Below are 21930 nucleotides of genomic sequence, written 5' to 3'. Positions count from 1 at the left end.
ATACAAGAGGCAATGTGTGAATCTGGGAAGGATTACCGTGCAAAATACCTCTTTCTCCACTATAATAGGAAAGTAGCAAAAGTCAATTTAAAGGAGTTTATTAATGAAAAACCATCATTTTAGACAATATTCTTTGCATCCTGTTATCAATGACGTCATTGACCGACTTGATTTCCATAAACCGACCCCGATCCAGGAGAAGGTGATTCCTGCCGTTCTGAGAGGGGAGAGTGTGATTGGCCAATCCCACACTGGATCCGGCAAAACCCATGCTTATTTACTACCATTGTTTAATGAAATGGAGGAAACGAAAAAACAGGTTCAATTTGTGGTTACAGCACCTACAAGGGAACTGGCTATCCAAATTTATGACGAAGTAAGGAAAATCATTCATTATGCCAACAAAGATCATCGCTGGAATGCGAAATTGCTGATTGGCGGAACGGATAAAAAAAGATCGATTGAAAAGCTGAAAGAACAGCCACATATTGTTGTCGGTACCCCGGGGAGAATATTGGACCTTGTCGAGGAAGGAGCACTTGATTTATATAATGCCAAGGCATTCGTTGTCGATGAAGCGGACTTAATGCTTGATCTTGGTTTCATTCAAGAGGTCGACAAGACGTTGGTAAAGACAAATCAGGAAATACAGCTCCTCGTATTTTCTGCGACCATTCCGGAAAGGCTGCAGCCGTTCTTAAAAAAATATTTGGAGAATCCGGCGCACTTAACTGCAGATGAACATAAGCTTTCACCGGAAACGATGGAGCATAGACTAGTACCTTTACGGCATCGTTCTGTTTCGGAAATGGTCTTTCGTATATCAGGAGCCATTCAACCTTACTTGGCAATTATTTTTACAAATGGAAAGGAATTGGCTAACCAACTTGCGGAAGAGCTGACCGAAAAAGGAATGGATGTAGGGCTTATTCATGGAGGGCTTTCTCCGAGAGAAAGAAAACGGGTGTTGAAGGAAATTCAAAATCTTCGTTATCAATATATTGTTGCTACCGATCTGGCGGCTAGAGGTATCGATATTAAAGGTGTCAGCCATGTAATCAATGCCCAGCTGCCCAAAGAAGAAGAATTTTATATCCATCGAGTTGGCCGTACAGCGCGCGCAGGGATGGAAGGTACAGCGATCAATCTGTACACCGATCAAGATGTTCAGCTAATTGAAAAACTGGAGAAAAAAGGATTGACATTCACCAGCTTTGACGTAAAAGATGGAGAATGGAAGGAAGTAAAAGCTTGGAACGAACGAAGCACAAGGAAAAAAGCTGAATCAGACGCGGAAAAAGAAGCATGGCGCAAGGTCCGTAAACCAAAAAAAGTGAAACCAGGTTACAAAAAGAAAATGAAGCAACAGAAGGAGCAAGTAAAGAAAAAGTTAAATCGTGATAAGTATAAAAAATAATCATTATTATGTTATAATGGTTATAGAAAAAGAGCAAAGAGGTGGAGGAATTGCTGAAAATAGGTTCGCACGTATCGATGAGTGGTAAAAAAATGTTGTTGGGATCGAGTGAGGAAGCTGTATCTTACGGTTCCAATGCATTTATGATTTATACAGGAGCGCCGCAAAATACACGCCGGCGTCCACTGGAAGAATTGAATATTGAAAATGGGCGCAGGCATATGGCGGAAAACGGCATTGTTGATCTCGTCGTCCATGCCCCTTATATTATCAACATTGGCAACACGACAAAAAAAGAGACGTTTGAACTCGGAATCAATTTTTTGAGAAGTGAAATTGAGCGTACGGAAGCCTTAGGTGCAAAACAAATTGTCCTGCATCCTGGTGCACATGTGGGAGCAGGCGCTGACAAAGGGATAGAGAAGATCATCGAAGGTTTGGATGAGGTACTCCATAAAGACCAGCAAGTGCAGATAGCCTTAGAGACGATGGCTGGAAAAGGCTCAGAGGTTGGTAGGAATTTCGATGAATTGGCGAGAATTATCGACGGTGTCAAGCTGAATGAAAAGTTGTCTGTCTGTTTTGACACTTGCCACACTCACGATGCAGGTTATGACATCGTTCATGACTTTGATGGTGTCCTTGACGAGTTCGATCGGGTAATCGGATTAGACCGATTAAAAGTCGTCCATGTCAATGATAGCAAAAACGTACGCGGAGCCGGGAAAGATCGTCATGAAAATATCGGCTTTGGTCATATAGGGTTTGATGCGCTTCACAACATTGTCCATCATCCTCAACTGGAAGAACTACCGAAGATTTTGGAAACCCCATATGTAGGAGAAGATAAAAAGAACAAAAAACCTCCATATAAATTTGAGATTGAGATGCTTAAAGGGGATTCTTTTGTAAGAGATCTAAAAGAACAAATTGTTGCACAATAATTATGTAATTGGACAAAAGCATAGGCGTCAAAAGCAAAGCCGAACGATGGTTCGAAAGCATTCGCATTCGAACTCGTTCGGTTTTTTTAGGATGTGGCAGAAAATTTTACTGGGTAAGCAACTTCGCTTTCTGACAAAGTTGAAGGCGACTTGAGATATCGAATCAAAGCGTTATCAACCACCAGAATGAAAAGAAGCCGGGTTTAAGGAGAAATCCCTATTTTCCATTGGTTTGCCAACCCGAACGCATGAAGAATGTCTGTTGCTTCTCACGTTTTGTTCTTGTTCGGTTTATTACTGGATTTCTGTTATTTTCCACTTCTTTTATATAGTAGTGATTGCACTTGATCCCATTCATATTACCGTCAATTGCTGCATAGGCTTACCAGTGTCTTACAGGATGAAGCCCTTTATCCGCCGAGCAGATGTTTAGGTTTGATAAAGATAGGGAAGTCAATAAAACCAGGAGTCAACGCCGTACTCTTTCGTCAGTTGCTTGAAAAGTTTATTGGCTTTTTGAGCTGTTTCTACGTTTGTCATTTTGGCAAGCTCTTTGAACAATTTCATGCGCTCTTTCTCGCTGAAAGGATCGAATTCGGCTTTTCGCAAATAGGCAGTTATTTTTTCTGCCTGTGTTTTAGTGACTGGAATATCATATTGCTTGCTGTAGTGAAGCAGCTCTTCTGTACTTACTTGTTTCAATTTATTGAGTACCATCTTTTTAAGCATGCTGTTCATCTAAAAAACCCTTTCTTCTTCTACTGGCTGTTATCGATGGAGTCGAAACACCCAAGTATATTGAGTTTTTGCCCTGTTACACCTTATGTAGAAGAATTGGTTTTGTTACGGACAACAGCTGGTAAGTAAATCAATTGCATTTATGCCCCTTAACAGCTAGTATAGTTTTTTGTGGTTGGAAAAATGCAGGTTGTAGTAAGGAGTGAATTTGTGTGAACTTTTGGAACAACTCTGGTTCTAAGGCCATCAGCTTTTTATTTATTTGTGCACTATTATTATTTATATTTGACGGATACGCCAAAGATAACCAGAAAATCGATGCCATCTCGCAGGAAAAAGAAGAAATAAAAGCGCAGATTGTCGAACTCAAACAAGAAAATAAGCAACTTCGATCAGAAAAAGAATACTTACAATCCCAACAGTCCGAATCACCCAACAAAAATGGGTATCTCACTTGGCCGAAAATCGAACAGATTGCGGACGCCTTTGTTGAAGAAAGTGATGGGAGATTTAAGAAATCCTGGGCGCTTTATTTGGTGAAGGAGGCGCAAAAATTTGATGTGGACCCTAAGATTGTTTATGAGCTACTCAAGGTCGAGACTGGCGGAACCTTCGATGCAGAATTGGTTGGACCGGAAACCAAATATGGAAAGGCATATGGGATGGGTCAGTTCATGAAGAACACAGCACCGTGGGTCGCTGAAATGGCTGGTTTACCATATAAAGAGGAATTATTGTATGATCCTTATTATTCCATGCAGCTGTCCATCGTGTATCTCGATTATCTGCATAATGAATATGGCAATTGGGAAGAAGCTTTAACCGCTTATCATCGGGGCATGAGCGGGATGGAAGAGTTTGTCCGGAAAAACGGCAATGCCAAAAGCTGGTACGCTGTAGAAATATTATCCAATGCGGAAGATCATAAAACTGTTGCAGCAGCAAACTAATGAACAAAGAAAAAAACCACTCAAATTGGGTGGTTTTCTTCGTTCATTTAGATTTTTTTCGAAAGTTCCACTATAGATGAAAGGTTACCATCCTTTATTTACCTTGTAATTTGAACAAGGTTCCTTCATAAACTACAAAGGCACCCCGATAAGAAAGCGAGGATGTTGCCGATGGACGAGTATTCGAACAAAAAGCAACAGAACGAAGAAGTCGAGGATGCTCCGAAGTTTGGAGATGACACGAACGATCCGATTATTACCCAGCAACAGGGCGGATCTGTACCTCCGCGAGATCCGCATGAGCAGTATATTCTCGACGAGCCGTATAAACGGGATGAAGAAATGGCTCAGGAGTTAACCGCCACAGAATTCAATAAGCCAATCCACAACGAGGAAAAGGAAACAAAAATGGACGGGGATGTGCAAACAGGGTTTGGCTGGGTGGCTGTTATCCTTGGTGTTTTATCATTCTTCATGATGCCGGTGGTTCTTGGAGCCGCCGCCATAATTTTCGGGTTTATATCCAGAAATCGGGGTGCCCATACTCTGGGAAACACAGCGATAATCGCTGGAGCTGTTTCCATTATCCTAACGTTATTTTTAGCCCCCTTTGTATAACAAAAGAGCTGGTCCCTATTGGGGCCAGCTCTTTTCATGGTCGCAATTATGCTTCTTGCTTGTCTTCTTCTTCTTTCTGTTGAGCAAAGTACTCTTCTGCAATTCGATCCACTTCGATTTTTAACTCCTCGACCATTGTTTCTTCCGGCACTTTACGAATAATTTCCCCATGGCGGAATAGTAAGCCTTCACCGCGGGCTCCGGCAATTCCGATATCGGCTTCTCGGGCTTCTCCTGGTCCGTTTACTGCACAACCAAGTACAGCTACTTTGATTGGAGCCTTGATGGTGGAAATATAATCCTCTACTTCATTGGCAATGGAAATCAGGTCGATTTCAATCCTTCCGCATGTCGGACAGGAGATTAGGGTTGCTGCATTGGAAGCAAGGCCGAAGGACTTAAGTAATTCTCTTCCAACCTTGATTTCTTCAACAGGATCCGCGCTTAAGGAAATTCTCATTGTATTTCCGATACCCTTACTTAGAATCGCTCCCAATCCGGCAGCGCTTTTTACAGTTCCCGCAAATAATGTTCCGGATTCGGTGATACCAAGATGAAGCGGATAGTCAATTGCTTCTGCTGCTTTTTCGTAAGCTTCGATAGCCAAAGGGACATCAGAGGCTTTCATGGAAACGATGATGTCATGGAAATCGAGATCTTCGAGAATTTTGATATGATGAAGTGCGCTTTCCACCATACCGTCTGCTGTCGGGTACCCGTATTTTTCGATGATATGCCGTTCGAGTGATCCGGCGTTAACACCTATACGGATTGGAATTCCTTTTGCTTTTGCGGCATTAACAACAGCCTCTACTTTATCTCGTTTACCGATATTTCCCGGGTTGATTCTGATTTTGTCTGCTCCGCCTTCAATTGCCTTCAAAGCTAGTTTATAGTTAAAATGTATATCGACTACTAAAGGAATATTTATTCTTTTCTTGATTTCCGGAATTGCGTCTGCTGCTCTGTCATCAGGGCAGGCGACACGTACGATTTGGCATCCGGCTTCTTCCAAACGGTTTATTTGATTAACAGTTGCTTCAACGTCATGTGTTTTGGTAGTTGTCATGGATTGGATGACCACTTCGTTTTTACCCCCGACCATGACATTGCCTACTTTGACTGGTCGTGTATTTTTCCTGTGGGTTATTGCCATAAATATATCGCTCCTTTATTTATTCGCGAACAAGAATGGTATTTTAGGTACCATTGCTTATTATAAGGGGAAAAAGCTAAATTGAGAAGTAACAAACCTTAAAAAAACAGATACTTCATTCCTCGCTTATATATAAAGGGAATAAGTATGTTTCCCCAGGCTGGATTTGTTGGGGGTCTGTTCCGGGATTCAATTTTTGAAAGTCAGTGACGATACTGTCAATTGCCAGAACTGCTTCCGCTCGATTGATTTCTTCAATAATGCTGAGTACTGTATCACCGGGGCGCACCTCCACTTCTATTACTTGGTAGGCTATTTGATCTTGTTGCGGTGCTTTCTGAGAAGGCTTGTGACTATTTGACGGATTGGCAGGCTGCTCTTCTGTCCGTTGTTGGGCGCCGTTTAACGTTCCGACCGTTAAGTCTTTAAAGATACTGACAATAAATAATATGATGAAGAGAGTTACAACTGTTTTTTTGAGGAATCCCATCGTAACACCGCCTTCTGTTCATTTATATATACATTCTACAAAGAAACTAAAACCCTTTTTTTTGAAACAAATTTCTTCGGGATAACGTAAATCATATAAAGCGGGAAGGGGGATGGAAATGGACGTTTTTTCAGCAGACTGGATGAGTTTTATCCTAACAGGGCTAGGTACTTTATTTTTATTCGGCGAACTGCTGGTAAATAGGAGAGGTTTTTTTGGAATTATCGGCTTAGGTTTTATAACCATCTATTTTCTGTCTTTTTTGGCACCAGGAGCATTTGTACTGATGATGGTGATTTATTTGATCGGACTGTTGTTGATTATTATAGATGGAAAATTTCTTAATGACGGAACCCTTGCTACTATTGGGGCTGTCTGTATGATCCTTTCGATTGGCTTAAGCTCTCCCAATTGGACAGCAGGACTGTATGGCATAATCGGAGTGGTTATTGGCGGCTTTTGTTCGCTTCTGTTTTTGAAAGTATTTAAACGAAGAGAAATGTGGTCAAAGCTTGCCTTGGTCGACCAGCTTACTAGTGAGAAAGGATATAATTCGATGAACGAAACGTATGCGTCCCTAGTGGGGAGAGAGGCAATCACTGTTACCGATATGCGTCCTGTCGGAACCATTCGGGTAGACGGGGAGGACTACAGCGCAGTAACGAACGGTCAATGGATCCCAAGAGAAACAGCAGTCAGAGTAGTACAAGTGGACGGAACAAAAATATTAGTATCAAAAAACAAACAGTAACAAAAGCTATAAAGAGTATTTCATCTTGAAAAGGTGAAGTACTCTTTTTTGTCGGTTATGTAACTGCCAACTTTATGATTGCTGTCAATAAATTGGGGAACATAACCAATAGAAAGGAAGCCGCTAGCAAAAAGTGGTGAAAAAACCAGCTTTTACATGTATTGATGAAGGGAAGAGGCGTTTGAGGAACAAGAATGTAAATTTAACGTAAATTTTATCGAAAAATCTTTACAAACTCTTCTGCTTTCATTAATAATGAGAGAGGCATTTCAAGCTAATCAGCATGTGTGAAGGGATGGGAAACGTTGGATATTAATGTGCAATCCTTAATTTTCGAGTTTGTCGGCGGACTGGGAATCTTCCTGCTCGGACTGAAATTTATGGGAGATGGTTTACAAAAGTCTGCAGGTGACCGATTGAGGGATATTTTAGACCGGTTCACCAGTAATCCATTTATGGGTGTGCTGGCAGGTATTATTGTGACAGTCCTGATCCAAAGCAGTTCCGGGACAACAGTACTGACAGTGGGACTAGTTAATGCCGGTTTTATGACTCTACGGCAATCAATAGGAGTTATCATGGGTGCCAATATCGGCACGACCGTGACAGCCTTTATCATTGGTATTGATTTAGGAGAGTACGCCCTGCCGATTATGGCTGTCGGTGCATTTATGCTCTTTTTCTTTAAAAATAATAAAGTGACCTACCTGGGACAGACGATTTTTGGATTCGGGTCTCTGTTCTACGGTTTGGAATTAATGAGCAGCGGAATGTCTCCGCTACGTGATGTACAAGCTTTTCATGATTTGACTTTAAACATGAGCTCCACTCCTGTATTGGGCGTAGTGATTGGTACGTTGTTTACCTTTATCGTCCAAAGCTCCAGTGCTACGATTGGTATCCTGCAAGGCTTGTTCGAACAGGGTGCGATCGATATCAACGCAGCACTGCCGGTGTTATTCGGGGATAACATCGGGACGACAATCACTGCGATTCTTGCTTCAATCGGAGCAACCATTGCAGCGAAACGTGCAGCATTCACCCACGTTATCTTCAATGTGATAGGAACGACAATCTTTTTGATTTTGTTGCCTTTGTATACGAGGTATGTTTCTTATTTGCAGGATGTGTTCAATCTCAACCCGGAAATGACGATCGCTTTTGCTCACGGCAGCTTCAACCTGGCGAATACAATCCTCCAGTTTCCGTTCATCGGGGCGCTGGCATTTATCGTGACAAAACTGATACCTGGTGAGGATACAGTGATCGAGTATAAACCGAAGCACTTGGACCCGATTTTCATCCAGCAGTCTCCGTCGGTCGCTCTTGACCAGGCAAAAGAAGAGGTCATCCGCATGGGCGAATACGCATATAAAGGCTTGGAAGAAGCCAGCTTGTACTTGAATAATCATAGCCAAAAGCATGCAGATATGGCTCTCCAAGTAGAAGGGGCGCTGAATAACCTAGACAAGGAAATCACGGAGTACCTTGTCAGTTTGTCAGGTACGTCCTTTTCGGAAGCAGATAGTGCTAAACACTCTGCTTTAATGGATTCCGTCCGTGACATTGAAAGAATCGGCGATCATTTCGAAAATATAGTCGAGCTGGTCGATTATAAGATATCTAACAAAGTGGTTATCACGGAACAAGCGCAGCAGGATTTGAATGATATGTTTGATCTTACGTTAATTACGGTAAAACAAGCGATTAAGGCGCTTGGGGAAATGGACAGGGAAGAAGCCTTGGCGGTTGTACAAAAAGAAGATCAAATCGACCAAATGGAGCGGGCTTATCGGAAAAAGCACATTATCCGTATGAACGAAGGCTCCTGTTCCGGGCCGGCAGGTATTGTTTTTGTCGATATCATCAGCAACCTTGAGAGGATCGGCGATCACGCGGTCAATATAGCGGAAGAAGTATTAGGGGAATAATGAAAAAGGGTGCCGGAAGGGTTTGGCACCCTTTAATTATCGAGAAAATGACGAAGCGAATCAAAAAAATATAAAAAATGCTTGAATGGAAGAAAAGGACATGCTATTATTATTTTTGTTGCTGATTTAAAACATTTGCAAAAAGCATTGACAATCGTACATATTCATGGTAAATTATATTTCGTCGCTTCTACAAGTTAGGTCGAAAGCTAATTAATTTTTCCACAGTAGCTCAGTGGTAGAGCAATCGGCTGTTAACCGATCGGTCGTAGGTTCGAATCCTACCTGTGGAGCCACTATGGCGGTGTAGCTCAGCTGGCTAGAGCGTACGGTTCATACCCGTGAGGTCGGGGGTTCGATCCCCTCCGCCGCTACCAACTTAATATGGCGGTCGTGGCGAAGTGGTTAACGCACCGGATTGTGGCTCCGGCATTCGTGGGTTCGATTCCCACCGGTCGCCCCATATTAATTAATACAAGGACCCTTAGCTCAGCTGGTTAGAGCTATCGGCTCATAACCGATCGGTCGCAGGTTCGAGTCCTGCAGGGTCCACCAACAACTCGAGGAGGATTACCCAAGTCTGGCTGAAGGGAGCGGTCTTGAAAACCGCCAGGGGCTTCATCGCCCGCGGGGGTTCGAATCCCTCATCCTCCTCCATTACATAATTTCACATGATCTGGCATGTGAAAAAGTGGCAAGCATGATGAAGCATGTATTGGCTCGGTAGCTCAGTCGGTAGAGAGCCGCCAACATCCTGAATGGACTCCCATGTGCAGGCTTGCGAGGAGCGCATCTTCACCGAATGTACTATTAACGTGACGAGCACAGAACTTCCTAGAAATACCACGAAGCAAATAAACAGGGCGAGAAAAAAACTTATTTAAATTCTATTTATGGCTCGGTAGCTCAGTCGGTAGAGCAACGGACTGAAAATCCGTGTGTCGGCGGTTCGATTCCGTCCCGAGCCACCATTTTACTTTATGAAAATACATTGTAAACAGTAAGGGCAAGCATTCTGCAGCTTGTCTTTTTTTCTGTATAGAAAATTATAAATTTGACTGTCTGTGGAAAATTATTGGCTGAACCAGCCACGTCCAGCTCCAGCGCCTACCCCCTCAAGGTCTTAAGCCCACCCTCTGTGTGGCAAAAAGCGTCACGCCGAGGCTTTTCTTAAGCTTGTCGGTGGCCCAAACGATGTGGGTCATGCAGGCGGTTGCCACAGGACGTGGCGGCTTTAGCCTGTACTCCTTTTGTCCTGGCTCTATACTTTTTGTCGGTCCTTGAATGCTGTTTTTTCAATTAAAAATGGAAAAGATTCTAATTTTTGATGCATAAAAGTTGCAAGAAAAAACACGCTTTGATAATCTTGGTCTTGAAGGAAAGGTGATTCGTGTCACCTTTTTCTGGCTACATATCATTAAAAGGAGGAATTAACAATGGCTAAATTTGAACTACCAGAGCTACCTTATGCATACGATGCATTAGAACCGCATATCGATAAGGAAACAATGAATATCCACCACACAAAGCACCATAACACTTATGTGACAAAATTAAATGGCGCTGTGGAAGGAAACAGTGATTTGGAAAACAAATCACTAGAGGACTTGCTTTCAGATATCGACAGTGTTCCTGCTAAAGTTCGTACAGCTGTACGTAACAATGGCGGAGGTCACGCTAACCATTCACTATTTTGGACAGTACTTTCTCCTAATGGCGGCGGCGAACCATCCGGTGAGTTAGCTGATAAAATCAACTCAAAATTCGGCAGCTTTGACAAATTCAAAGAAGAATTCGGCAATGCTGCAACAGGCCGTTTTGGTTCTGGATGGGCTTGGCTGGTTGTCAACAATGGCGAACTGGAAATTACCAGCACGCTAAACCAGGATTCCCCTATCATGGAAGGAAAAACACCTATCCTTGGTTTGGATGTTTGGGAGCATGCTTATTATCTTAAGTATCAAAACAAACGTCCTGAATACGTTTCTGCTTTCTGGAACGTTGTAAACTGGGATGAAGTTGCGAAGCGTTACGAAGCAGCTAAATAAGATAAGTTTCCAAGCAAAAGGACTTGATGAGTTATTCTCATCAAGTCCTTTTTTAATGGTAAGGAAAAGAGGTCTTGATATCATGCTGTCTAACCGGCTTCACCCTTTTTCCTGCAATTCTTTAGCTTCTATATAGTTAGAAGTGTTTTTTTCCTTTACGGCCGGGATATTTCAATTCGGCGTCTTTTGTATAACTCCGTTCCTTTAGAAAACACTAAGTTTAACAGTAAAGGAGACGGGAAATATGAAAAAATCTTTACATTTACTATTAGGCGATATTGAAATAGACAAGGATTTAAAATTGCTACTGACAATTGGCGGGCTGTATTCACTTGGTATCTTTTTGTCGAATACTTTCGTAAATATTTATCTTTGGAAGCAATCAGGTGATTATATGGCAATTGCCCTCTATAATTTAGCTATTTATATTCTACAGCCGCTTACATTCATTCTGGCAGGACGCTGGGCCAAAAAAGTAGACCGGGTGATCGTCTTACGGCTGGGGGTGTTATTTCTCTCGCTGTTCTTTATGACTGTTTTGCTGGTTGGTGAACAAGCTGCCAAGTATAACATGTTACTGGGCGGCTTACTCGGAATCGGCTATGGTTTCTACTGGCTAGCTTTTAACGTCCTGACCTTCGAAGTAACCGAACCAGAAACAAGGGACTTTTTCAATGGATTCCAAGGACTACTTCAGTCGTTTGGAGGAATGATTGGCCCGATACTGGCTGGTTACATCATATCCAGGATGGCATCTTTTCAAGGCTATACCGTTATATTCGCCATTTCGTTCTCTCTATTTGTATTGGCGGTAGTCTGTACGTTTTTTCTGAAACGTCGTTCTGCTAAAGGGGTATTCCGGTTTGTCAGGATTTTTAAAGAACGGAATCAAAATAAAGACTGGAAAAGGGTCCTTTATGCCCATTCCTTTCAAGGTCTACGGGAAGGAATATTTGTCTTTGTGATTTCGGTTTGGGTGTTTATCACAACCAACAGTGAATTGGCATTGGGCACATTCAATCTGATTTTTTCCGGTTTTTCTTTTGTGTTTTATTATACCGCTACTAGGTTGATCAAACCCCGAATGAGAAAGGGAGCGATCTTTATAGGCGGGTTGTCCCTTTGCCTGTCCGTATTTTTGATTCTTATTCATCTGGATTATACGACGTTGCTTATATATGCAGGGATTATCGGTTTTTCTTACCCAATATTGTTCGTTCCATATGCCTCGATGACGTACGATGTCATCGGCAAAGCGTGGAGAGCCGCCGAGATGCGGATTGAATATATTGTCGTAAGAGAATTATTTCTCAACTTCGGCAGAATCACATCGATTCTTTTATTTTTGACAGCGGTCAGTATCTTCGAGGCGGAAACTGCGATTCCTTATTTGTTAGTAGGAGTCGGAGTAGGGCCGTTCATTATCTATTTCTTTTTGAAAAATATCGATTTGAAAGTGACAGAACCAAGGGAAAAACCAGCCATCTCCAAAGAATTGGCGGAAGAGGAAAATCGTTGATAAATAATAGTCTGCTCCCCGTAAAGATGTTATACTAACAGTAATGTACACTAATAAAGGGGGAGCGATATGGGAAAGAAGAAGAAAAAGCGAGCACAACTTCCCTTTCGTTTAAATATATTGTTTTTGTTTGTATTTTTGCTGTTTTCCGGCTTGATCTTGCAGCTGGGTGTGGTTCAAATCTTGAATGGCGAGGAAGCGCAGGATGAAATCGATCGAACGGAGAACACGATTTCGGAAATACCAGTACCACGGGGGAAAATGTATGACCGTTATGGGCGGCTGGTATTAGATAATGAACCGGTCCGCTCGATTACCTATACTGCTCCGAAAAATGGAGCGAAACCTGAAAAACGTTTGAAATTAGCGAAAAAACTTGCTGGTTATATTGATATAGAAGATGCCGAAGATAAAGTGAGTGAACGGGATAAAAAGGAGTACTGGTATCTCTTGAATGAAGAGGATGCTCTAGAGAAACTTACCGATGAAGAAAAGGAAGAAATGGACAACGGTGATCAGTACAATACGATGCTGAAACGGATTACGGAAGAAGAGCTGGCTGAAATTGAATGGGACGATGACTTGCTCGAAGTGATCGCTATAAAAAAAGAACTGGACGCTGCTTCGGAGCTATCTCCTCACATCGTTAAAAATGAAGGAGTCACAGAAGAGGAATATGCCAAGGTGTCCGAGCATTTAGGTGAATTGGAAGGAATCGACGCAACGATTGACTGGAATCGTATTTCTGCAGTGGAAGGTACTTTCTCCGATATTATCGGAAGTGTATCGAGCACGGAGCGCGGCATCCCGAAAGAAAATGAGCAGTACTACTTAAGTAGAGGATACAGCCCAAACGACCGTGTCGGCATCAGCGGGCTGGAGGAGCAGTACGAGGCCGAACTGAAAGGGACCAAAGAGAAAGTCGAATATATTACCAATAGCAGCGGGGAAGTTGTCAATACGGAGGTAGTCACTGAAGGACAGCGCGGAAATGATTTGATGCTGACCATCGATATGGAGCTACAACAGGCAGTTGATAAAATCGTCCGTGAGGAGCTGAAAACGGCAATAGAAATGCGCCCATCCAAAAACCAATACATGACGGATGCGTTGGTCGTCATGATGGATCCCCAAACAGGTGAAGTGTTGACCATGTCAGGCCAGCATTATGATAGGGAAGAAAACGAGTACCGCAACCAATCCTACCGGACGCTTTACGATGCACACAGGCCAGGTTCCGCTGTAAAAGGTGCAACTGTTCTGTCTGGTTTAGATGCCGGAGTGATAAAGCCGGGGACAGTTTTTCATGATACTGAAATAAAAATTGGACAATTGAAAAAATCTTCCTATAAGAACTTAGGGAACGTTTCTGATGTAGAGGCATTGGAGAAATCCTCCAACGTATACATGTTCCATATAGCCATGCGCATGGCTGGTGAATTCAACTATCACTACGGAATGAAGTCGATGAATTTTGATCCGCAATCCTTTACGACAATGCGGAATTACTTCAAGCAATTCGGCCTTGGAGTGGAAACAGGAGTCGATTATCCGTTTGAGGCGACTGGATACGTTGGTCCGAATCCTCAAGGGGGTAACTTGCTTGACTTTGCCATCGGTCAGTATGACACATATACGACGATGCAATTGGCCCAATATGTTTCGACAATCGCCAATGACGGTTACCGCATCCGCCCGCGGCTTGTCAGCGAGATAAGGTCGCCGAAGCCTGACCGGAATGAACTCGGAGCTGTCGTTGAGAGCTTTAATACGGAAGTCCTAAACAAAATCGAAATGGATGATAAATATCTGGATCGTGTCCATGAAGGATTCCGCAGGGTCATTACCCAAGGTACAGCAGCCAATCATGGTTGGGAAAAATACAGCGATTATAAAGTAGCAGCCAAAACAGGTACCGCAGAGAACGAGGTATATAAGGATGGTAAGAAGCTGGCTGATACGGAGAATTTAAGTCTTGTCGGCTATGCCCCGTATGATGAACCGGAAGTGGCCTTTGCGATCATCGTTCCAAATAATGGAACTGGAAATGGTCAATACGATATTAACCATAAAATAGGTACTAGAATTATTGGGAAATACTTCGAACTTAAAGAGAAACGTGATAAAGAAGGCGTGAAGAATGAATTGAAGCAGAGCAAGGAAGGAAAAGAAGAAGTAGAAGAAGATTAACTATATTATATACAACGAGTTTACTGGAGAAGCCCTTGGCGAATTGTTGCCAAGGGCTTCTTTAGTATTTGTATAGGAAATGATAAATTTAACTGCCTGTGGATCATTATTGGCTGAAACAGACACGTCCAGCTCCAGCGCCTACCCCCTCGAGGTCTTAAGCCCACCCTCGGTGTGGCAAAAAGCGCCACGCCGAGCGTGGGCTTAAGCTTGTTAGGGGTGAGCAAGGCGCTTGCGCTTTTGTTCAGTGAAAGTCTTGGCATATGTTGTCTGGCTTTCATTACCGATGTTTTCCTCTCCACCTCTTGGGCCTAATTATTCATCTATATATAAACTGCTTTAATAGCCTTCCTCTCAGTTGTTTAGGTAACCCAAGGCACTTTCAACCATCCTGGAAGAAGAATTTTTCGATAAAATCTACCAAAAAGGACTATTTATCTAGTAAATTTACACGATCTTTACAAGCAGTTAACTGCTACTTAAAACTAACGCGTTACGATGTACTTGTAGCCGGATAGGCGACAATCATTTTATAAGATTATAGGGGGAACAAACTTATGAAGAAAACGAAATTATTATCCTTTGCTGCATTGTTGATTTTGCTGATAGGGATATTGGCAGCATGTGGATCGAGCAATGGAGAAGAGCAAGAATCAAACGGATCGAATGAAACGGATCAAGAGACAGATGCCAGCCAAGGTTCCGAAAGTGAATCTGATGAAGGGTCAAGCGAAGAGAGTGCCTCTGGTTCGATCACTATTTCCGGATCAAGTGCTATGCAGCCACTAGTAGCAGCTGCAGCAGAACAATTCATGAGTGAAAACCCTGAAGCAGACATTCAAGTCAACGCCGGCGGATCTGGTACAGGTCTTAGTGAAGTGTCTGAGGGAACAGTAGATATTGGAAACTCGGATGTATTTGCAGAAGAAAAGGATGGCATTCCGGCTGATGAACTAGTCGATCACAAGGTTGCCGTAGTAGGGATGACTGCAGCAGTGAATCCTGGAGTAGGAATTGACGATATTTCGAAAGAAGACCTAAAGAAAGTTTTCACAGGAGAAATCACGAACTGGTCTGAACTTGGTGGCGAAGATGTGGATATTACGCTGGTCAATCGTCCGGATTCATCCGGTACTCGTGCGACTTTCGTGAATTTTGGTCTTGACGGCGAGACACCTGCAGAAGGCGTTACGGAGGATTCTTCCAATACAGTCAAACAAATTGTCAGCGAAACAGAAGGTGCAATTGGTTATCTAGCATTCTCTTACTTCACCGATGACTCTGTCACCGCAATGGCAATCGATGGTGTGGAACCAACAGATGAAAATGTTCAAAGTGGTGAATTCCCAATTTGGGCTTATCAGCATTCTTATACAAAAGGGGAAGCTGAAGGCCTGGCCAAAACGTTCCTTGACTACTTAATGAGCGATGAAGTCCAAACTGGACTACTACCTGAGCAAGGGTATATCGCATCGACAAAAATGCAAGTAGAACGCGATGCCGAAGGAAATCAAACAGATAAATAAGAAGAAAAACAGAAAAACAAATGAGAAAAAAAGCAGGGTAAATGCAAAAAGCATTTGCCCTGTGATGACTTATTAGGGGTGTTTACTATGGAAAACAAAGCAGCTCTATCAGCGGGAGAGCGATTAATAAAATCAAAACAAAACAGGTCATTAGGTGAACTGAGAGGGAAAATCCTGGTTACGTTGTGCGCATTAATTATGATTACAGCCACAGTAGCCGTAACGATTTTTCTGACTGTGAAGGGGCTGCAATCTTTTCTTGTTAACCATGTAAGTCCCATTGAGTTTTTAACCAGCACCAATTGGAACCCTTTAGCAGACCAGCCAAGCTATGGCGCATTGCCATTCATTTTTGGTTCGTTGGCTGTTACCTTTCTCTCTGCATTGATTGCAGCACCGTTAGGTATCGGCGGAGCCATCTTTATGACAGAAATCGCCCCGTCGTGGGGTAGAAAAGTCCTGCAGCCAGTCATTGAGCTGTTGGTAGGAATTCCTTCTGTTGTTTATGGATTCATAGGGCTTACAGTATTGGTTCCTTTTATAAGAGAACATGGGGCGGGGACCGGTTTTAGTATTCTTGCTGGTACCATCGTCCTGTCCATTATGATCTTGCCGACGATTACCACCATAGCAACTGATGCAATGGGAGCATTGCCGAGCAGTTTAAGAGAAGGTTCTTTGGCACTTGGGGCGACTAGATGGCAGACAATCCGGAAAGTATTACTGCCTGCCGCCCTGCCATCATTGTTGACAGCAGTTGTACTTGGGATGGCTCGAGCATTTGGTGAAGCACTGGCAGTACAAATGGTCATTGGTAATGTCCGGAACCTGCCGGCTAGTTTACTAGATCCGTCTGCCACTTTAACGACGATTATTACACTAAACATGGGGCATACCACCTATGGAAGTGTGGAAAACAACACGTTATGGTCCATGGGACTGATTTTGTTGATCATTTCATTTATCTTCATATTAATTGTCCGATACTTGTCATCTAGGAGGAAAATCTAATGAACAGCAAGGTAGCAGATCGAATCGCCACAGGAGTCTTTGTCACAATTGCCTTCATCATCGTTGCCATTCTGGCCGCGCTGTTCTCGTTTATTCTGTTCCGGGGCGTACCGCAAATTTCCTGGGAGTTTTTGACTACTCCTTCCAGCTCTGTACGGGCAGGAGGAGGAATTAGAGACCAACTATTCAATTCGTTTTATATTTTATTTATCACGATGCTGATCACTGTACCGCTGGGAGTATGCGGCGGTATTTACATGGCGGAATATGCCAAGCCTGGTAAAGTGACCAATTTTATTCGATCTTGTATCGAAATGCTAGCGTCCCTGCCTTCAATCGTCGTCGGTATGTTCGGACTCTTGATTTTTGTCAACACGACAGGGTGGGGCTATACCATTATTGGCGGAGCATTGGCTCTTACGATTTTCAACATTCCGGTCATGGTCCGGGTCAGTGAAGATGCCATTCGCTCCGTACCTGCTGAAATGAAGGAAGCAAGTTTGGCGTTGGGCATCACACATTGGCATACAATAAAGACGGTATTAATTCCATCGGCTTTTCCAGGAATCCTGACAGGAGCCATTCTGGCATCGGGACGTGTATTCGGTGAAGCGGCAGCGCTGTTGTTTACAGCGGGATTGTCTACACCACGGCTTGATTATCTTGACTTAAATCCTTTTTCGGAAACTTCTCCATTGAACATTTTTCGACCGGCTGAAACGCTTGCTGTCCATATTTGGGCAGTGAATACCAATGGCATCATGCCGGATATCAGGGAAATAGCCAATGGATCTTCTGCGGTCCTGGTTTTGGCAGTGTTGATTTTCAACCTATTGGCAAGATGGCTCGGAAGTGTTGTCCATAAGAAAATCACGGCAAGTAAATAATTGAACAAAGGGGTATTAATATGGCTGCTACAATCACAATTGAACCAAATATGCATAAACAACCGACAGCAGTTGATGAAAAGAGAGAAACCATCCTGAAGACAGAGGATTTGAGTATCTATTATGGAGACAATCAGGCGGTAAAACACGCCAATCTGGATATAGAGAAGCATGCCATCACTGCTTTAATCGGTCCATCCGGGTGCGGGAAATCGACATTTTTGCGCAGTATCAACCGGATGAACGATTTAATCCCTGTTTCATGGAATGAAGGAAAGATCATGTATGAAGGCGTGGATATCCTGTCGGATAATATCAATACAATCGCACTGCGCAAAGAAATCGGCATGGTTTTTCAAAAACCGAATCCTTTTCCTAAATCAGTCTACAACAATATTACGCATGCCTTGCGTTTCTATGGGAATCGCAAGAAAAAGCAGTTAGATGAAATCGTGGAAGAAAGCTTGCGGAAGGCTGCTTTATGGGATGAGATAAAAGACAGGCTGCATGATTCTGCCTTATCGTTATCAGGCGGGCAACAGCAGCGGCTTTGCATCGCCCGGACACTTGCAATGGAACCAAACGTACTGCTGCTGGATGAACCTTCTTCTGCCCTGGATCCGATTTCCAATGCAAAAATAGAAGAGTTGATTTTGCAATTGAAGGAAGACTATTCGATTGTTATTGTCACACATAACATGCAGCAGGCTTCCAGAATATCGGATAAAACAGCGTTTTTCTTGAATGGATCTGTAATTGAATATGGAGAAACCGAGAAAATTTTCACCAATCCAGACCAAGAAAAGACGGAAGATTATATTTCCGGCAGATTCGGATAAGGGGAGGGAACAGAGGTATGAACAAGACAGCAACCGCAGTGAAACCCGTTTTTCATGTACAAGACATGAATTTATGGTACGGAAACAACCAGGCTCTGAAAAATGTCCATCTGGAAATTCCAAAAAATGAAGTCACAGCCGTAATTGGACCATCTGGTTGCGGAAAATCCACCTTTATCAAGACATTGAACTTGATGATTAAAAGGATACCCAGTGTTAAATTGTCCGGTGAGCTGCATTTTAACGGACAAAATATATTAAAAGACAAAGTCGATTTGGTTAACCTTAGAAAACAAATCGGAATGATTTTTCAAAAAGGGAATCCTTTCCCGCAATCGATTTATGATAATGTAGCATATGGACCGAGAATACACGGGATGAAAAAGAAGAAACAGCTTGATGAAGCAGTGGAAACGTCTTTGAAACAAGTTGCCTTGTGGGATGAAGTGAAGGATCGTTTGAACAGTTCGGCTCTCGGTTTATCCGGGGGACAGCAGCAGCGACTTTGTATCGCCCGTGCAATTGCCACCAAACCAAGTGTCGTACTGATGGATGAACCCACATCAGCATTAGATCCAGTTTCCACCCTTCGAATTGAACAATTGATTAGCGAACTGAAGAATCAATACACGATTGTGATTGTTACCCATAATATGCAGCAGGCGGCCAGGATTTCTGATCAAACGGCATTCTTTCTTCACGGCGAAATAATAGAAGCCTCGGACACGGATAGTTTATTTTCGGTTCCATCGGACAGACGGACAGAAGACTATATTAGTGGCCGGTTTGGTTAATTTATAGAAAAGAGGAGATAAGATGGTTGCAAGAGAACAGTTCCAGGTAGAATTGACTGCGCTAAGGGGCCAAATCATCAGTCTTGCCCATGAAACAGAAAAAATGCTGGGAAAAGCAATGGAGGCATTGTATAACCAGGATATCGATTTGGCTAATGAAGTTATCGTTTATGATAAGCAGCTGGATGAAAAGGAACTGAAAATCAATGAAGATGCGATTTTGATGATTGCCAGACAGCAGCCTGTAGCGACTGATTTACGGAGACTTATTATTGCATTGCGTATATCCTCGGATTTGGAAAGAATGGGCGATAATGCCAAAAATATAGCGAAAGCAGCAATTCATTTAGGGGAAAACCATGGTTTGACGATCCACCCTGCATTAAATGATATGAAGCAAACGGCATTGAAAATGGTCGATCTTTCGGTAAAAGCCTTTGAATACGAAGATATCACTCTGGCAAGAAAACTGGCAGAGCTGGATGATTTAGTCGATAATATGTATGGAGAAGTAGTCCGGGAAATGCTGGAAGAGACAGCGACAAATCCACAGAAGATACAACATATCATGCAGATGGCTTTCAGCGCAAGATATATTGAACGTTTCGCCGATCATACTACCAATATCGGAGAAAGTATCCTTTATCTGGTTAAAGGGGAGACCCTTGACTTAAATAAATAGCTATTTGCAAATTAACAAAGAGCTTGGGACAAAAGCATCGTGACCAAGATGAAAACCGAACGATTCCACCATTCGTTCGGTTTTTTTGATGAGCAAAAAGCAAAACGTTCTACCTTATGAAAAGTGTAACTTTCCACTCGTAGCGATTCGAAGCACGCATCAAACAACAGAATAAAAGGAGAGCATACAACGAAAAACCGAACGAATTTGATTGGCAGTTAGCATTCGCTCGGTTTTTGCTATGGTGGCCATGCTTTTGTCCCGGCCTCTTCATAATTTCTTGCCCGGACATTGGCGGTATCCCTTGTTCGATAGTTGAATCAACGGGTGATCGTTTCGGCTATTTCCTGATAGGACATGCCTTCTTCGATGTGAAACTCTCCGGTTTGGATTCCCGTACTATATTCTTGGTCGGTTAAATAATCGGTAAAACTCTGCCTGTCTTCGATAATACCTGCTTCATAAAGTGTATCAATGATTTCTTCTGTATTCATGCCTGGTTCAACATGTAGGTTTATACTGACAGGTGACTGATTTTCCTGTTCTTCCGTTCTCTCCTCTTTTGCTTTGTTTTCCTTCTCTACATCTTTGTCCTCTTTTGCTGCTGATTGTTCTGTCTGTATTTCATCCGGCGTATCAACGACATACCCTTCGGCCTCCAGCTGTGTAATCATCTCGGAAACCGGTATATCTGCTTTTGATTCCTCGGGTTTTCCATCGATGTAGTAAATAGCTCCGAGAACGATAACAGCACTCAAAAGACCAAGGGCAAATGCCCTTATCGTTTGCTTCATACTGATTCTCCTTATCTAGTTGAAGAAAATTGTTTTATAATGGAATGTACGTCATGTTCATTCAAAGAGGTTTCCCTGGCAATTTGCTCGACTGATTTTCCTTGGTGATTCAGTTCGAGGATTGTTTGGTACATGGGCGGTTTTTTGCCTTGTGAAACCGGAATGGTATCTTCCATAAAATCCATATCGTCTGCAAGCAATTCTTCTTCCAGTATTTTGATCTTTTTTTTCAGCTGGTAAGACTCTTGCATGGAAGAAATAGAAAACTGCTCTAGTTGCTGTTCGATGTCTTTGAACCGATCATTCATGAAAAAGGATAAGATCAATAAAATGATAGCTACTGCCAGCAAGGCAGAGAGTGCGTATAGCATGGTGATTCCTCTTTTCTTTTATGGCGTTTATCTAAAAAGTTACTTCTGAACAAGCATGTAAAGTAGTGATACGGCATTTCAAAGGATAATCCTGATTAAGAAACAGGAAGCGGACAACCAGCTCTACAAAAGACACACCCGGACTGTTCTTTCTTATATATACATATATAAGTAATTGGCTGTTTCCATAAACAGTTATATCACATTCTATCGAATATTTGAATGCTTTCTGTTAAGAGGTTGAAATTGTTCAGTTTTTTTGGTAGTATTATTA

Annotated in this window: 20 protein-coding genes and 6 tRNA genes; 21 read left to right on the top strand and 5 right to left on the bottom strand. The window is 42.6% G+C overall.

Annotation, left to right across the window (positions count from 1 at the left end):
• The first annotated feature begins 103 nt into the window (after positions 1-103).
• Positions 104-1417: a DEAD/DEAH box helicase gene (locus ERJ70_RS11500; protein ID WP_209365018.1), complete on the top strand. Its 1314-nt coding sequence runs from the start codon at positions 104-106 to the stop codon at positions 1415-1417.
• 50 nt (positions 1418-1467) lie between these two features.
• Positions 1468-2361, top strand: coding sequence for a deoxyribonuclease IV (locus tag ERJ70_RS11495; RefSeq protein WP_209365017.1), 894 nt, complete (start codon positions 1468-1470; stop codon positions 2359-2361).
• 453 nt (positions 2362-2814) lie between these two features.
• On the opposite strand, the gene ERJ70_RS11490 is transcribed toward ERJ70_RS11495, so the two are convergent.
• Entirely contained in the window at positions 2815-3099 is a 285-nt protein-coding gene (locus ERJ70_RS11490) for a DUF2624 domain-containing protein (protein WP_209365016.1), read from the bottom strand.
• 212 nt (positions 3100-3311) lie between these two features.
• On the opposite strand from ERJ70_RS11490, the gene ERJ70_RS11485 reads away from it, so the two are divergent.
• Together ERJ70_RS11485 and ERJ70_RS11480 are read left to right on the top strand one after the other, a co-directional pair.
• Complete coding sequence (locus ERJ70_RS11485; RefSeq protein WP_245207931.1) at positions 3312-4049, top strand: transglycosylase SLT domain-containing protein; 738 nt, start codon at positions 3312-3314, stop codon at positions 4047-4049.
• 171 nt (positions 4050-4220) lie between these two features.
• Complete coding sequence (locus tag ERJ70_RS11480; RefSeq protein WP_209365015.1) at positions 4221-4667, top strand: DUF4190 domain-containing protein; 447 nt, start codon at positions 4221-4223, stop codon at positions 4665-4667.
• Positions 4668-4713: 46 nt separating this feature from the next.
• On the opposite strand, the gene ispG is transcribed toward ERJ70_RS11480, so the two are convergent.
• Positions 4714-5823 (bottom strand): flavodoxin-dependent (E)-4-hydroxy-3-methylbut-2-enyl-diphosphate synthase, encoded by a 1110-nt coding sequence (gene ispG, locus ERJ70_RS11475; RefSeq protein ID WP_309506958.1) that lies wholly within the window; start codon positions 5821-5823, stop codon positions 4714-4716.
• A 115-nt stretch (positions 5824-5938) separates the two neighbouring features.
• Positions 5939-6313: a protein YqfZ gene (yqfZ, locus tag ERJ70_RS11470; protein ID WP_209365014.1), complete on the bottom strand. Its 375-nt coding sequence runs from the start codon at positions 6311-6313 to the stop codon at positions 5939-5941.
• A 118-nt stretch (positions 6314-6431) separates the two neighbouring features.
• Between yqfZ and ERJ70_RS11465 the strand changes: the two genes are divergently transcribed.
• The 17 genes from ERJ70_RS11465 (at position 6432) to phoU (ending at position 20491) form a co-directional block, all read left to right on the top strand.
• A complete protein-coding gene (locus tag ERJ70_RS11465; RefSeq protein ID WP_209365013.1) occupies positions 6432-7064 on the top strand; it encodes an NfeD family protein in 633 nt (210 codons plus the stop codon).
• 305 nt (positions 7065-7369) lie between these two features.
• Positions 7370-8995, top strand: coding sequence for a Na/Pi cotransporter family protein (locus ERJ70_RS11460; RefSeq protein ID WP_209365012.1), 1626 nt, complete (start codon positions 7370-7372; stop codon positions 8993-8995).
• 221 nt (positions 8996-9216) lie between these two features.
• Positions 9217-9291, top strand: a tRNA-Asn gene (locus ERJ70_RS11455).
• A 4-nt stretch (positions 9292-9295) separates the two neighbouring features.
• Positions 9296-9372 (top strand) — tRNA-Met (locus tag ERJ70_RS11450).
• A 10-nt stretch (positions 9373-9382) separates the two neighbouring features.
• Positions 9383-9458: transfer RNA gene (locus ERJ70_RS11445), tRNA-His, on the top strand.
• 15 nt (positions 9459-9473) lie between these two features.
• A tRNA-Ile gene (locus ERJ70_RS11440) sits at positions 9474-9550 on the top strand.
• Between the two features lie 9 nt (positions 9551-9559).
• A tRNA-Ser gene (locus tag ERJ70_RS11435) sits at positions 9560-9652 on the top strand.
• A gap of 238 nt (positions 9653-9890) precedes the next feature.
• Positions 9891-9966 (top strand) — tRNA-Phe (locus ERJ70_RS11430).
• A 465-nt stretch (positions 9967-10431) separates the two neighbouring features.
• Positions 10432-11043 carry a superoxide dismutase SodA gene (gene sodA / locus ERJ70_RS11425; protein WP_209365011.1) on the top strand — a complete coding sequence of 204 codons (612 nt, stop codon included), beginning with the start codon at positions 10432-10434 and terminating at the stop codon, positions 11041-11043.
• Positions 11044-11287: 244 nt separating this feature from the next.
• Positions 11288-12562: an MFS transporter gene (locus tag ERJ70_RS11420; RefSeq protein ID WP_209365010.1), complete on the top strand. Its 1275-nt coding sequence runs from the start codon at positions 11288-11290 to the stop codon at positions 12560-12562.
• Positions 12563-12631: 69 nt separating this feature from the next.
• Positions 12632-14752 carry a peptidoglycan D,D-transpeptidase FtsI family protein gene (locus ERJ70_RS11415; RefSeq protein WP_209365009.1) on the top strand — a complete coding sequence of 707 codons (2121 nt, stop codon included), beginning with the start codon at positions 12632-12634 and terminating at the stop codon, positions 14750-14752.
• 557 nt (positions 14753-15309) lie between these two features.
• Positions 15310-16278, top strand: coding sequence for a phosphate ABC transporter substrate-binding protein (locus tag ERJ70_RS11410; protein WP_209365008.1), 969 nt, complete (start codon positions 15310-15312; stop codon positions 16276-16278).
• Positions 16279-16365: 87 nt separating this feature from the next.
• Complete coding sequence (gene pstC, locus ERJ70_RS11405) at positions 16366-17289, top strand: phosphate ABC transporter permease subunit PstC (protein WP_209365007.1); 924 nt, start codon at positions 16366-16368, stop codon at positions 17287-17289.
• Positions 17289-18176: a phosphate ABC transporter permease PstA gene (gene pstA, locus ERJ70_RS11400; RefSeq protein WP_209365006.1), complete on the top strand. Its 888-nt coding sequence runs from the start codon at positions 17289-17291 to the stop codon at positions 18174-18176. The genes pstC and pstA overlap by 1 nt, the downstream gene beginning before the upstream one ends.
• A 50-nt stretch (positions 18177-18226) precedes the next feature.
• Positions 18227-19015: a phosphate ABC transporter ATP-binding protein PstB gene (gene pstB, locus ERJ70_RS11395; RefSeq protein WP_245208201.1), complete on the top strand. Its 789-nt coding sequence runs from the start codon at positions 18227-18229 to the stop codon at positions 19013-19015.
• A 17-nt stretch (positions 19016-19032) separates the two neighbouring features.
• The gene (pstB, locus tag ERJ70_RS11390) at positions 19033-19809 is read left to right on the top strand and encodes a phosphate ABC transporter ATP-binding protein PstB (protein WP_209365004.1); all 777 of its coding nucleotides are present in this window, start codon (positions 19033-19035) and stop codon (positions 19807-19809) included.
• A gap of 22 nt (positions 19810-19831) precedes the next feature.
• Positions 19832-20491 carry a phosphate signaling complex protein PhoU gene (phoU, locus tag ERJ70_RS11385; protein WP_209365003.1) on the top strand — a complete coding sequence of 220 codons (660 nt, stop codon included), beginning with the start codon at positions 19832-19834 and terminating at the stop codon, positions 20489-20491.
• A gap of 320 nt (positions 20492-20811) precedes the next feature.
• On the opposite strand, the gene ERJ70_RS11380 is transcribed toward phoU, so the two are convergent.
• Positions 20812-21285: an endolytic transglycosylase MltG gene (locus tag ERJ70_RS11380; RefSeq protein ID WP_209365002.1), complete on the bottom strand. Its 474-nt coding sequence runs from the start codon at positions 21283-21285 to the stop codon at positions 20812-20814.
• Between the two features lie 11 nt (positions 21286-21296).
• The gene (locus ERJ70_RS11375; RefSeq protein WP_209365001.1) at positions 21297-21656 is read right to left on the bottom strand and encodes a hypothetical protein; all 360 of its coding nucleotides are present in this window, start codon (positions 21654-21656) and stop codon (positions 21297-21299) included.
• Positions 21657-21930: the final 274 nt, after the last annotated feature.

It is taken from the genome of Sediminibacillus dalangtanensis (assembly GCF_017792025.1).
Classification (GTDB): Bacteria; Bacillota; Bacilli; order Bacillales; family Amphibacillaceae; genus Sediminibacillus; species Sediminibacillus dalangtanensis.
The sequence above is the reverse complement of the archived record's forward strand: the minus strand, read 5'-3'. Positions and strand labels throughout refer to the sequence as shown.